This window comes from Cloacibacterium rupense, assembly GCF_014645495.1.
Lineage (GTDB): Bacteria > Bacteroidota > Bacteroidia > Flavobacteriales > Weeksellaceae > Cloacibacterium > Cloacibacterium rupense.
In genome coordinates, this window is sequence record NZ_BMLV01000001.1 from 334,823 (window position 1) to 347,805 (window position 12,983).

The 12,983-nt window shown below is 32.8% G+C and carries 12 protein-coding genes; 5 read left to right on the forward strand and 7 right to left on the reverse strand.

All coding sequences use genetic code 11. The features are described from left to right. Positions 1–46 precede the first annotated feature (46 nt). A complete protein-coding gene (locus IEW40_RS01520) occupies positions 47–700 on the reverse strand; it encodes a metal-dependent transcriptional regulator (RefSeq protein ID WP_188616786.1) in 654 nt (217 codons plus the stop codon). 234 nt (positions 701–934) lie between these two features. On the opposite strand from IEW40_RS01520, the gene IEW40_RS01525 reads away from it, so the two are divergent. Continuing rightward, positions 935–1,354, forward strand: coding sequence for a nucleoside-diphosphate kinase (locus IEW40_RS01525; protein ID WP_188616312.1), 420 nt, complete (start codon positions 935–937; stop codon positions 1,352–1,354). A gap of 48 nt (positions 1,355–1,402) precedes the next feature. On the opposite strand, the gene IEW40_RS01530 is transcribed toward IEW40_RS01525, so the two are convergent. The 4 genes from IEW40_RS01530 to IEW40_RS01545 form a co-directional block, all read right to left on the reverse strand. Continuing rightward, a complete protein-coding gene (locus IEW40_RS01530; protein ID WP_188616313.1) occupies positions 1,403–1,675 on the reverse strand; it encodes a hypothetical protein in 273 nt (90 codons plus the stop codon). Positions 1,676–1,684: 9 nt separating this feature from the next. Continuing rightward, positions 1,685–2,335 carry a ribulose-phosphate 3-epimerase gene (gene rpe, locus IEW40_RS01535; RefSeq protein ID WP_188616314.1) on the reverse strand — a complete coding sequence of 217 codons (651 nt, stop codon included), beginning with the start codon at positions 2,333–2,335 and terminating at the stop codon, positions 1,685–1,687. 1 nt (position 2,336) lies between these two features. Then, positions 2,337–2,747 (reverse strand): RDD family protein, encoded by a 411-nt coding sequence (locus IEW40_RS01540; protein WP_188616315.1) that lies wholly within the window; start codon positions 2,745–2,747, stop codon positions 2,337–2,339. A 280-nt stretch (positions 2,748–3,027) separates the two neighbouring features. After that, complete coding sequence (locus IEW40_RS01545; RefSeq protein ID WP_028121529.1) at positions 3,028–3,894, reverse strand: sigma-70 family RNA polymerase sigma factor; 867 nt, start codon at positions 3,892–3,894, stop codon at positions 3,028–3,030. A gap of 134 nt (positions 3,895–4,028) precedes the next feature. On the opposite strand from IEW40_RS01545, the gene IEW40_RS01550 reads away from it, so the two are divergent. From IEW40_RS01550 to IEW40_RS01560, 3 genes are read left to right on the forward strand one after another with little or no spacing between them, the layout of a single operon-like run. Beyond that, entirely contained in the window at positions 4,029–5,336 is a 1,308-nt protein-coding gene (locus IEW40_RS01550) for a peroxiredoxin family protein (protein WP_188616316.1), read from the forward strand. 15 nt (positions 5,337–5,351) lie between these two features. Then, positions 5,352–6,383 (forward strand): threonine aldolase family protein, encoded by a 1,032-nt coding sequence (locus IEW40_RS01555; protein ID WP_188616317.1) that lies wholly within the window; start codon positions 5,352–5,354, stop codon positions 6,381–6,383. Between the two features lie 25 nt (positions 6,384–6,408). After that, positions 6,409–7,749 (forward strand): M28 family metallopeptidase, encoded by a 1,341-nt coding sequence (locus IEW40_RS01560; protein ID WP_188616318.1) that lies wholly within the window; start codon positions 6,409–6,411, stop codon positions 7,747–7,749. A 199-nt stretch (positions 7,750–7,948) separates the two neighbouring features. Here the strand turns inward: IEW40_RS01560 and IEW40_RS01565 are convergent, their stop codons facing one another. Together IEW40_RS01565 and IEW40_RS01570 are read right to left on the reverse strand one after the other, a co-directional pair. Continuing rightward, complete coding sequence (locus IEW40_RS01565; RefSeq protein WP_188616319.1) at positions 7,949–10,900, reverse strand: VPS10 domain-containing protein; 2,952 nt, start codon at positions 10,898–10,900, stop codon at positions 7,949–7,951. A 156-nt stretch (positions 10,901–11,056) separates the two neighbouring features. After that, a complete protein-coding gene (locus IEW40_RS01570; RefSeq protein WP_188616320.1) occupies positions 11,057–11,611 on the reverse strand; it encodes a DNA-3-methyladenine glycosylase I in 555 nt (184 codons plus the stop codon). 266 nt (positions 11,612–11,877) lie between these two features. Here IEW40_RS01570 and IEW40_RS01575 point away from each other — a divergent pair, with 266 nt between their 5' ends. Beyond that, a complete protein-coding gene (locus tag IEW40_RS01575; protein ID WP_188616787.1) occupies positions 11,878–12,687 on the forward strand; it encodes an enoyl-ACP reductase FabI in 810 nt (269 codons plus the stop codon). Positions 12,688–12,983: the final 296 nt, after the last annotated feature.

A 12,983-nucleotide genomic window follows, 5' to 3' on the forward strand; every position in this document is an offset into this window, starting at 1 on the left:
TATAAATAGTATTTTTAATAAAAAGTTCTGATGTTTTCAGAACTTTTTATTTTTTGGTAATCAAAAGTTTTTCGCAAACCATTTTACTCATAGATTCTTTTTTTGAGTCATAGCTTATCGTAAAAGAAGAATCAAATTTTTCTATGGATAAAATTTCTATCTCTTTTCCTAATGACAACTCTCTTTGATTCAGATAATTTAAAAAATCATCTGTAGAGATGGTTACAGAACGCAGAATCACAACATCTCCTATTTTGCATTCACTGAGTTTTTTAAAGTTTTGATTGATAATGTTACCATCCTTATCAGGAATGGGTTCACCATGGGGGTCTATTTTGGGGTAATTCAATAATTCATCCATCTTATCAAAAAAAATCTCAGAATGTAGATGTTCTAGTTGTTCTGCAATTTCATGTACATTTTCCCAACCAAATCCCATCTTTTCTACCAAAAACATCTCTGTAAGTCTATGTTTTCTTACAACTATGGCAGATTCTTTCATTCCAGATTCTGTAACTTTTATCGGTTTGTAAGTCTCATAGATCACCCAATTTTTATCCGCAAACTTCTTCATCATGCTATTCACTGATGGCATTTTAATGTTTAAAAACTTACTCAGCTCATTTACGGTAACTTGATTTTCAGCATCCATTAAATGAAAAATAGCTTTTAGATAATTTTCTTCTGTTAAAGAGTTCATGTTGTTGTTAGATGAATTAATTTTCAAATCTAACATTATTTTTTAACATAAAAAAACCTCCAATTTTCATTGGAGGTAAAAACTAATAACCATGAAAACTCAAATTAAACATGAGAATCGTTATTATTATTACAAATAACGTGCCAAAAAGAAAATGGCGTCTCGTTGAATAAGTTTCCATTGCAAAACTACAAAAAAAAATATTACATTTGCAAAAAAAATTTAAAAAAAATTATGTCAAGTAACATTACATTTACAATGATTAAGCCAGATGCGGTTGCTGATGGCCACATTGGGGCGATTTTAGAAATGATTTCTAATGCAGGATTTAAATTCAAAGCTTTAAAATTAACTCAACTTACCGTAGCAGATGCTAAAAAATTCTATGAAATTCACGCAGAAAGACCTTTCTATGGAGAATTGGTAGATTTTATGTCTTCAGGTCCTATTGTAGCTGCCGTTTTAGAAAAAGAAAATGCAGTAGAGGATTTCAGAAAATTAATTGGCGCTACCAATCCAGCAGAAGCTGCTGAAGGGACGATTAGAAAAAAATATGCAAGAAGTGTAGGAGAAAATGCAGTACACGGTTCTGATTCTGATGAAAATGCTTTGATAGAAGCTACTTTCCATTTTTCTGGAAGAGAGATTTTTTAATAAATTTCAACACATAAAATAAAAAAGTTCGAGAATTTCTCGAACTTTTTACTTTTTATCCTTCATAGCATCATCTATATCTGGCGATGCACTTATTCTTGAAATAAATTCTGTTGTTCCTTTAGTTTTTGCAATTTTATTGGCAAATTTTATTCCTAAAATAATTCCACTAATTGTGAAAAAACCAAATAAAAAGCTACTTTCTAAATAATATTTGCAGGCATAACCAATTGCAAGCCCAATAATAGTAGGAGAGGCAACGATTTCTATCCAATAAATGGCATCTATTAATTTTTCAAAAATAGTCTTTTTATTTTCCATTTTTTTAGATTAAACTTTCAACAGTTCAATGGTTCTTTCAGGATTTTCACTCGCAAAAACAGCATTTCCTGCTACCAAAACATCTGCACCGGCATCGAAAAGTTTTGCCGCATTTTCTGTATTCACACCACCGTCTATTTCAATTAAAGCAGTAGAATTATTTTCAAGAATCAATTCTTTGGTTTCTCTGATTTTTTTATAAGTATTTTCAATAAATTTTTGTCCACCAAATCCTGGGTTTACGCTCATCAAAAGTACCAAGTCAACTTCTGTAATAATATCTTCTAAAACCCAAACCGGAGTAGAAGGATTAAGCACCACACCAGCTTTGGCCCCTTTATCTTGAATAAAATTGATGGTTCTGTGTAGATGCGTGCACGCTTCGTAATGTACAGAAACCAAGTCTGCTCCGTAATTGATAAATTCTTCTACATATTTTTCTGGCTCTACAATCATCAAGTGCACATCTATGAATTTTTTGGCATGTTGATGAATGGTTTTCATCACAGGAAAACCAAATGAAATGTTGGGCACAAATCTACCATCCATTACATCTACATGAAACCAATCTGCAGCAGATTGATTGATCATTTCGATATCGCGTTGTAAATTCCCGAAATCTGCTGCTAAAACAGAGGGGGCAATGAGTTTTGTTTTCATTTTATTTTTTACTTTCTATAATTGTTGTTTTTGCAAATAGATCTCCAATTCTTTGTCCTCTTTCAGAGTTTTTAATATTAATATATGCTGGTAATCCGAAAAAAGAAAAATCGATAAAATCTAGTAAATGTCTTTTGAAAGAATGTTTAATCTCAATTTTTTTGTTATTAATTTGAATTACTTTTAAATCTAATAAATAATGTCCCAAACTTGCTTTTAAAATAGATTCGGTAACTACAAAATAAATTATCCAAAATAAAAAGATTGGTAATGCTTTAAAACCTGAAACATAGTATGCATCTTCATCATTTTTATCACCAAAATAGATAAGATAAAAAAGACAAAAGGTAAAATAGATTAAATAATCTAATAAAAAAGCAAAAATTCTTTTTCTTAAAATTTTTGATTTCATTTGCTTAATACATGACAATTTTTAAAATAATGTCTTAACCGCAAAAGTGACAAAATTTTTTTTACCTATAAGCAATACAAAAGTAAAAAAAGTAAAATATTTCGCTTTTTTTACTTTTGAAACACTTGTTTTCAATCATTTCTTTTGTCACTTTTGTGGTTTATGAATTTTTGTACTAAATTTCATTTGTTAAGAAATTGATTTCTTTTTAAATAAAAAAGTGGCGAAAATATTTCGCCACTTTTTGCTAAATGCTAGTAGCTATAAGCTATCAGCTAAATTATTTACCTAGGTAAGATTTCAAGATTTTGCTTCTAGAGTTGTGTTTCAATCTCTTAATGGCTTTTTCTTTAATCTGTCTTACTCTTTCTCTGGTTAAATCAAATGTTTCGCCTATTTCTTCTAAAGTCATAGGATGTTTTCCGTTTAATCCGAAATACAATCTTACCAAATCAGCTTCTCTTGGAGTAAGCGTTTGTAATGCTCTTTCAATCTCGATTTGTAGAGATTCTAGCATCAAATCTTTATCAGGACTTGGTGATTCTCCCGAACGTAAAACATCATACAAGTTAGAATCTTCTCCTTCTACCAATGGTGCATCCATAGAAAGGTGACGACCACTGTTTTTCATAGATTCTTTAATGTCTTCTTCGCTCATGTCTAGAACTTCTGCCAATTCTTCTGGTGAAGGTGGTCTCTCATTTTCTTGTTCTAAGTGGGCATAAGCTTTGTTGATTTTGTTGATAGAACCAATTTTGTTTAATGGTAGCCTTACAATTCTAGATTGCTCTGCTAGAGCTTGTAGAATAGATTGTCTAATCCACCAAACTGCATAAGAAATAAATTTGAAACCTCTGGTCTCGTCATATCTTTTAGCAGCTTTCATTAATCCTAGGTTTCCTTCGTTAATTAAATCCGGAAGTGATAAACCTTGGTTTTGGTATTGCTTAGAAACTGATACCACGAAACGCAAATTTGCTTTAATTAATTTCTCTAAAGCCGCTCTATCACCCGCTCTAATGCGCTGTGCTAAATCTACTTCTTCATCTGCGGTGATGAGTTCTACCTTACCAATTTCTTGTAAGTACTTGTCTAGAGAAGCGGTTTCTCTATTCGTAACTTGTTTTGTAATTTTAAGCTGTCTCATATACTATTCTAACTCCTAAATAAGAGTTCTATTTTATTATACGATTATTTCTATAGAAAGGTTACACATTATTTAAAATTTCTATAATATTTTTTCTAATTATATTCAATATCTTTGTTTAAAAGAAAAATCAAATGAAGAAATTCGTGTTTTTTTTAACAATCCTTACCTCTATTTTTTTATTCTCGCAGAATTCTGTAACCAAAATTGTACCATCCACTAAATCTGATGGTTACATCATCAATATTAAAACCCAAAACCTAGCAGGTAAAACCATCAAACTTTCTATCTATAGCGGAAGTTACAAACAAGCCTATAGAATAGATAGCGTAAAAGTAAAAACCAATTCCGAAACTATTTCATTTAAACAAAAGCAAAAAATTATTCCTGTAATTTATCAAATGGCAATTTCTGGAAAACCTGCCAAATCTGATATTTTATTGAGCAACGGAAATGTACTAAATTTTGCTTTAAATACTGATAACGCCAATGAACTAACCACCAATGATGCACTCAATAAATCTTTTTTGGAGTATCAAAAAATGCCCGCATCTGAACAAAAAAATACAGCACTAAAAACGCTTCAAGCTAAATTTCCACAAAATGAAGCACTCAAAATTTTTACCCTTTTTGAGCTAAGAAAAACACTAAAAAAACCAAATAATATTGATGGTGCTACTTTCAGAAAAAGCCTCTTAAATGGGGTAAATCTTAATGATAAAGCTATTCAGTTAATGCCCAATGCCTATGCTTTTCTTAATAACTTCTTCAGTGCTTTGCCCATTGATAACGAAAATTATAAATCTGGGGTAGATTTACTTTTAAACAAACAAAACTGTGAGAGCCCTAATTTCAAATTTTATGTAGAATGGATTTTCAAAAATTTAGAACTTCATCAAACACAGAATATAAATGATACAGCACAATATGTTTTTAATCAATATGTAAATACTAAATCTTGTGTTGAACTACAAAACTCTTTCTATAATTCTACATTTAAGAAACTATCTTCTTTTACTAAATTGCCTGTTGGTGCAGTTTTGCCAGAGTTTGAGATGAAAAAAATAAATGGCGAGACTTACCGTTTTTCAGATTTTAAAAATGAGAAAGTAAATATTGTAATGTTCTACGACCCACTTTGCGAACATTGCCAAACCGAAGTGCCTAAATTGACCAAAGAAATAGAAGAACTAGAAAAAGAAACCAACCAAAAAATAGGTAAATTGGCCATCTTAAACGGTAGTTCTACACTTTGGAAGGATTTTGTAGATAAAAATAATTTAAAAGATTGGGTAAATGTAACTTATAAAGAGGGGGATACCAAAACCCAAGAAAATCTAGATGCATTTGCCAATCCTAAATTCTACATTTTGGATAAGAATGGTAAAATCATCTTAAAAACTTATGGTTATTCTTTTGTTAGAAGCCAACTGTTGAAATAAATTTTAAAAATAATAATGAAATTTTCTTTTAAAAATGACTATTCCGAAGGTTGCCATCCCAAAATTTTGGAGGCACTTTCAAAATATAATTTAGACCAACAAAACGGGTACGGACTAGATATTTACTCAGAAAATGTAGCAAACATCATCAGAGAAAAATCAAAATCTCCACAATCCAAAGTGCATTTGGTAAGCGGTGGTACACAAGCTAATCTCATTGTGATTTCCAGTATTTTAAGACCTCACGAAAGTGTAGTTTCTGCCAATACAGGACATATTTTTACCAATGAATCTGGTGCCATAGAAGCGACTGGACATAAAGTACACGGTGTAGAAACCAAAGATGGAAAACTAAGACCAGAAGATATTCAGAATGTGCTAGAGGTACATACCAATGTTCCGCATCAGGTGAAACAGAAGTTGGTTTACATTTCTAATTCTACCGAAGTAGGAACCATTTACACCAAAAAAGAACTAGAAAATCTTTCAGAATTTTGCAAAGAAAAGAACCTATATCTTTTTATGGATGGAGCTAGATTAGGGCACGCTCTTACTGCTAAAAGCAACGATATAACTTGGGAAGACATCGCCAGATTAACAGATGTATATTATCTAGGAGGAACCAAAAACGGCGCATTAATAGGAGAAGCTATTGTAATCAATAACGTGAGTTTACAAGAAGAATTTGGTTTTCATCTGAAGCAAAAAGGAGCACTGTTGGCCAAAGGAAGATTACTCGGAATTCAGTTTCAAGAACTTCTAAAAAATGATTTGTATTGGGAATTGGCAGAACATGCCAATCTACAAGCCGAAAAAATAAAAGAAGCTTTCCAAGAAATTGGCGCAGATTTTTTAGCTGAAACAGATACCAACCAAATTTTCCCTATTTTAGAAAATTCTCAAATTGAGAAACTTTCAGAACAATTTGATTTTTATGTTTGGAAAAAAATAGATTCAGAGAAATCTGCCATCAGAATTATTACGTCTTGGGCTACTTATGGTGCGGTGGTAGAGAATTTCTGTAATGAAATATTGAAATTGAAATAAAAAGTATTAACACTTAAACTTAAATATGAAAAAATTAATATGCTCTCTTCTTTTAATTCCTGCATTTTTCTCTGCGCAACAGACCGTTTCCAGAGATGCACAAATAGCGAATTATGTGTCACAAGTGAGTGCAGATTCTTTGAAATCTCACATCAATAAACTAGTTAGTTTCGGAACTCGTCATACCATGAGTTCTACAACTGATGCTAAAAAAGGAATTGGCGCAGCTAGAAGTTGGGTGCTTTCTAAATTCAGAAATTATGCTAAAAATGCTGATGGAAGAATGGAAGTTTTTCTGCAAAACCAAACCATTCAGCCAGATGGCAAGAGAATCAATCAAGCAACTGATTTAGGAAATGCCATTGCCATTTTACATGGAACTGACCCTAATGATAAAAGAATTTTTATGATGGGCGGTCATCTTGATTCCAGAGTTTCTGATGTCATGAATGCAAAAGATTTCGCACCAGGTGCCAATGACGATGGCAGCGGAGTAGGCGCTGTAATAGAATCTGCAAGAATTCTGAGCCAATCTAAATTCCCAGCAACTATAGTTTTTGTAGCATTTTCTGGTGAAGAACAAGGCTTGTTAGGCGCTAAAATGCTTGCCGAGAAAGCAAAAACCGAAAATTGGCAGTTAGAAGCTTTGCTGAATAATGATATGATTGGGAATAATCTCTCCAGTGAAACCAATTTAATTAATGCCAATCAGTTAAGAGTTTTTTCCGAAGGTTTGCCGCAATTTGATTGGGATAAAAAAGCACAAAATATCAGAAATTTAGGTTTAGAAAACGATGGCGACGCCAGACAATTGGCAAGATACATCAAAGAAGTAGGAGAGCGTTATGTTGATAATTTAGAAGTGAAATTGATTTATAGAAACGATAGATTTCTTCGCGGGGGCGACCATACTTCTTTTGTAAATCAAGGTTTTGCAGCGGTGAGATTAACGGAATTTAATGAAAATTATGACCATCAACACCAAGATATCAGAAAAGAAAACGGTAAACAATATGGGGATTTACCAGAATTTATGGATTTTGAATATTTTAAGAAAAACGTAGGAATCAATGTTTCGGTGTTGGCTAACTTGGCAAAATCTCCTTCAAAACCTGAAAATGTAAAAATGGAGGTCAAAGAATTAACCAATTTCACCACCATTCATTGGGAAAAACCAAAAAATGGAGAAGTAGCTGGTTACTACGTTCTCATGCGCGAAACAGATGCTTCAACTTGGCAAAAGAAATTTTTCACCAAAGAAAACTCAATCAAATTGCCATACTCTAAAGACAATTATTTCTTTGCAGTGCAAGCCGTAAATAACTCAGGGAACGAAAGTCTCATCGTTATCCCAAGTGTAAAATAATAGAAAAGTCCCGAAAATTTCGGGACTTTTTTTGTGTTAACTTTTAAACGCAAAGATTATTATTGCTTTACAAAGATTTTAAGGAAGCAAAGAAAGTGAATAAATTCACTCTTGAAGCGTTAGCTTAATCAATTCCGTTTACGGAATAAGCTTTGCTCACTAAAAGATATATTTTTTTTAAATTCTTTGCGTTTTAAAATCATAACTGCTTTTTGAAACCAACTTCTTTTCTCCACTTTTTAAATTCTCCCGGAGACATCGTTCCTTGCGGAACTTCGGTTACTCTTTTGCTTTTAGATTTTGGTCTTTCTTTCACTTCCAGCGTTTTCTTTTCCGTAACTCCGTTAATAGAAATTTCTAAGGTATATTTCCCTGGAGTAATGTAAACATGGCCATCATCTGCTTTTTTAGACTTCTCTGCAGCATTTACCGTTAAATCATAATCAACAATGTTAAAGCCTTTATCAGCGGTTTGATGAATGGTTTTTACCGTTTCATTTTGTGCATTATTAATTCTAATGACAGCTTTTCCAGCATTTTTAGTGTAAAATTCTATGGGGAAATTTTGCTTTTCAATTTCAGTGAAATTATTATTGGCTTTGCCCCAATTTTCTTTGAAATTAATGCTTTCTACATCATAAATGATTAATTCCTTAGCTAAATCTTCAGCAGTCATTTTTTGTAATTTCTTCACATCGGCAATATAAATAGAGCGACCATGAGTTGCTACAATCAATTCATTATCTCTGTGATGAACTTTCAAATCGTGAACAGCAACGTTTGGAAGAGTGGCATTATTGGCAGACATAAACGTTTTTCCTCGGTCAAGTGAAATGTACAAACCGTTATCCGTTCCTACATACAAAAGATTTTCGTTGTTATGGTCTTCTCTTATAACGTTGATGGGTTCTAAAGGTAAATCTTCGCCAATTTTTATCCAAGTTTTCCCGAAATCATCAGAACTGTAAAGCAGAGCACGGAAATCATCTTCTCGGTAGGCATTTAAGCTTAAATAAACTCTAGATTCCGAAAAAGAAGAAGGTTGTACCATAGAAACCCAAAATCCCGGGAAATCTCCTATTTTTTGCCAAGAATTTCCGCCGTCTTTGCTTACATTCACCAATCCATCATCACTTCCTGCATAAATTAAACCAAATTTTTTCGGACTTTCTTCTATGGTTGAAAGGGTAGAATATGGCACGTTCTCTTGTTTGGTATTTCTGGTTAAATCTCCAGATATTTTTTGCCAAGTTTCGCCTTTGTCCATACTTCTGTAAACGCTTTGTGCACCAAAATAAACAATATCTTGATTATGACGAGAAATCTGGAAAGGTGCTTCCCAATTAAAACGAAGTGGGTTTTCACCAATTTCTCTTGGAACTTCTAGATATTTTCTTTCATTGGTTTTTTTGTTAATTCTAAAATAATTCCCAAACTGAAAACCAGTGTAAATAGTGGCATTATCTCGGAAATCTACACGAACTTGCATTCCGTCTCCTCCAAGAAGGAATTTGAAATTGTCACCGTTGTCAAATTTTCCTTTTTTATAATCAAATTTATTGCTTGATGGTCCATACCAAACACCATTATCTTGCATTCCACCGTACACATTGTATGGTTTTTCTAAATCATAATCCACAGAATAAAACTGCGAAACAGGCAAAGAGTTGCAGTGAATATATGAATTCCCATTGTCATAAGAAATATTGATTCCGCCGTCATTTCCATTGATAAAATGATTATCATTTTTAGGGTTAAACCAAATAGCGTGATGGTCTGCATGTACGTTTGGTGAATCTATAGATTTAAATGATTTTCCGCCATTTTCCGATACCAAAATCGGAACTCCAGCAATAATTACCTTATCTGGATTGGTGGGAGAAACCCAAATTTGACCGAAATAATATCCATAGGTATAATACAAACCATCTAGATTTTTTTCGTTGGTTTTTTTCCAAGATTTTCCAGCATCATCAGAGCGGTAAACTTCTGCACCTTCAATTTCGATGTTGAATAAATCATCATTCCCGTTGTGTGTATAGTTAAATATATCTTTTACGGTAATTTTATTTTCTCGTACTGATTTTTTTAGATTTTCAGAGGTGTATCTTTCTGGGAAACGTTCTCCGTCTAGATATTCATTGATGGTTTTATCATCTAAAGCCAAGAACTCTTCTTTGGTGATTTTTTGCATTTTGGCTTTGTCCAAAGATTTTTCTGTCTTTTCTTCTTTTGTAGTTGAAACAGGTCTGTTTTTTTGATGGTCAACGATGGCATAAATAATATTCGGATTTTTTGGGAAAATAGAAAGCCCAATTCTACCTACATTTTCATCAGCTGGAAAGCCAGAATTTTTTGTTGAAATTTTTTGCCAAGATGCTCCACCATCATTCGATTTGAAAACTCCAGAAGAAGCACCACTTTCTACAAATTTCCACGCTTTACGTTCTTTATACCAAAGCGTTGCGTAAACTTCTTTTGGATTTTGAGGATTGATGGCGAAATCAATTGCTCCAGAGTTTTGGTCTGCCGAAAGGGTGTTTTTCCAAGTTTTGCCACCATCAGTTGTTTTGAAAATACCTCTTTCTGCATTTGGAGAATACAAATGTCCAACTGCTGCTACCCAAATTTCATTCGGGTTTTCCGGATTTACCACAATTCTTCCAATGTGATGTGTATCTTTTAAGCCTAGATTTTGCCAAGTTTTCCCTTGGTTCGTACTTTTAAAAATGCCCATTCCTGCATAAGATGAACGAGAAGAATTGCTTTCGCCGGTCCCTATAAAGATGGTTTTGGTTTTCCAGTCTACTGCAATATCGCCAATAGTCATTACAGCTTCTTTATCAAAAATAGGAGTGAAGGTGGTTCCGTTATTTTGGGTGTACCACAATCCACCAGAAGCATAAGCTACATAAAATTCTATAGGATTCTCAGGATTAGCATCTATATCTGTTACTCTACCGCTCATGGTAGTGGGACCAATATTTCTAAAATTTAAATTTTTAAAAATAGAGCGGTTTTCTAGTTCTTTTCTTTGTTCATAACCTTTCCAACGTTCTTCGGGTGAGGTAGTATTGAGTTGAAGTTTTTGAGCGTGATAAAATGAAAAAGCCAGAATAGCAGAAGAGAATAGAATTTTTTGATAATTCATTGTAAAGAAGTTTTTTCAAATATAACTAAATTTTTCCTTTTTTTAAAGGTATCTTATTAGCGATAGAACTAGCTTTTATAGATTTTGTATTTATTATCAGATATTTGAAATTGAAACTATTGTTTTATTTTGAACTCAATAAGTGAAAAATAAAATCTATTTTACCCAACAATCAATTACGTGGTCATCTACCATTCCTGTAGCTTGCATATGCGCATAAACTACCGTAGAACCCAGAAATTTAAAACCTCTCTTCTTAAGATCTTTTGCCAATTGATCAGAAATTTCAGTAGTTGCAGGTACTTCTTTTAATGTTTTTGGCAAGTTTATAATGGGTTTACCACCTACAAAACCCCAAATATATTGAGAAAAACTCCCAAATTCACGTTGTACTTCCATGAATTTTTGTGCATTAGAAATAGTTGCCATTATTTTTAGTCGATTTCTTATAATTCCTGCATCTTGCATCAGTTCTTCTACTTTTTCATCGGGATATTGGGCTATTTTTTTATAATCAAAATCATCAAATGCTTTTCTGAAATTCTCACGCTTTCGCAGAATCGTAATCCAACTCAACCCAGCCTGAAAACTCTCTAAAACCAAAAACTCAAAAATAGTCTCGTCATCATATACTGGTTTTCCCCATTCTTCATCATGATATTTTTGATACAGTTCATCTTTTCCGCACCATGCACATCTTATTTTTTCCATTTTATCTTAAACTTTAATTATTACTTTTAATTAATTGAATATAAGCTTTTTAAACTTTAATAAAACTTTATGAATTGCTTAACATTTTTTTTGCAATTCTTCTGCTAAATTTGTATTCGTTAAAAGTACAAATTTTTGTACCCATCATTACAAACCTCCTAATAATAGTTATTCATAAAATCAAATTTTTGTTTGCAAGAACCGAGAAATCGGTTCTTTTTTTATGCTGTAAACAATAATTATTTTAAATTTGCCAAAATTAAATTATTATGTACGGATTACTTAAAGGTAAAAAAGGAATTATTTTCGGTGCACTTAATGACCAATCTATCGCTTGGAAAGTGGCAGAACGTTGCCACGAAGAAGGTGCAGAATTTATCCTTTCTAACGCTCCTATCGCTATGAGAATGGGCGAAATAAACGCTTTAGCAGAAAAAACAGGTTCAGAAGTAATTGGCGCAGACGCTACTTCTATGGAAGATTTAGAAAAACTCTTTGATGCTGCTATTGCAAAATTCGGAAAAATTGATTTTATCTTACATTCCATTGGGATGTCTGTTAACGTTAGAAAAGGCAAACATTACACAGATATTAATTATGATTGGCTAGAAAAAGGTTGGGATGTATCTGCCGTTTCTTTCCACAAAGTAATGAAAACAGCTTGGGAAAAAGATTGTATGAATGAGTGGGGCTCTATCTTGGCACTTACTTACATTGCTGCTCAACGTACCTTCCCAGATTATAATGACATGGCAGATAATAAATCTTACCTAGAATCTATCGCTAGAACTTTCGGCTACTATTGGGGCGAAAGAAAAGTAAGAGTAAACACCATTTCTCAATCTCCTACCATGACTACCGCTGGTTCTGGAGTGAAAGGTTTTGGAGGTTTCTTAGGATTTGCAGAAGATATGTCGCCGCTCGGAAACGCTACTGCATTAGATTGTGCTAATTATTGTGTAGCCATGTTCTCAGATTTAACCAAGAGAGTCACCATGCAAAACTTGTTCAATGACGGTGGTTTCAGCAATACCGGAGTTTCTCAGAAAGTAGTAGAAAAATACAACGGAGAATAACAATTCCCTAAATTCCACTTCTTTGAAGACGGGGTAGTTAAGAATAAATCCATTCACCGCAAAAGTTGAATGGATTTTTTTGTGACATCCAATCAAAATCCTTCTCCAATAAAAAAATGGAAGATTTTGCATCCTTTAGGACCGAGGTAAATATAATTTTCCATTTTTTTCCTCCCAACTTCCATCTCCCAACTTCCATCTTCCAACTCCCTAAATTCACGTAATTCGAAAAAATTCGTATAATTCTCATAAAATTACCAGATATTCAAAAAAAAATTCTTAATTTGCTATCAAAA

Coding starts and splice junctions, on each gene's coding strand:
- IEW40_RS01520 (WP_188616786.1), bottom strand. CDS start 700: ATGAACTCTTTAACAGAAGAAAATTATCTAAAAGCTATTTTTCATTTA.
- IEW40_RS01525 (WP_188616312.1), top strand. CDS start 935: ATGTCAAGTAACATTACATTTACAATGATTAAGCCAGATGCGGTTGCT.
- IEW40_RS01530 (WP_188616313.1), bottom strand. CDS start 1,675: ATGGAAAATAAAAAGACTATTTTTGAAAAATTAATAGATGCCATTTAT.
- rpe (WP_188616314.1), bottom strand. CDS start 2,335: ATGAAAACAAAACTCATTGCCCCCTCTGTTTTAGCAGCAGATTTCGGG.
- IEW40_RS01540 (WP_188616315.1), bottom strand. CDS start 2,747: ATGAAATCAAAAATTTTAAGAAAAAGAATTTTTGCTTTTTTATTAGAT.
- IEW40_RS01545 (WP_028121529.1), bottom strand. CDS start 3,894: ATGAGACAGCTTAAAATTACAAAACAAGTTACGAATAGAGAAACCGCT.
- IEW40_RS01550 (WP_188616316.1), top strand. CDS start 4,029: ATGAAGAAATTCGTGTTTTTTTTAACAATCCTTACCTCTATTTTTTTA.
- IEW40_RS01555 (WP_188616317.1), top strand. CDS start 5,352: ATGAAATTTTCTTTTAAAAATGACTATTCCGAAGGTTGCCATCCCAAA.
- IEW40_RS01560 (WP_188616318.1), top strand. CDS start 6,409: ATGAAAAAATTAATATGCTCTCTTCTTTTAATTCCTGCATTTTTCTCT.
- IEW40_RS01565 (WP_188616319.1), bottom strand. CDS start 10,900: ATGAATTATCAAAAAATTCTATTCTCTTCTGCTATTCTGGCTTTTTCA.
- IEW40_RS01570 (WP_188616320.1), bottom strand. CDS start 11,611: ATGGAAAAAATAAGATGTGCATGGTGCGGAAAAGATGAACTGTATCAA.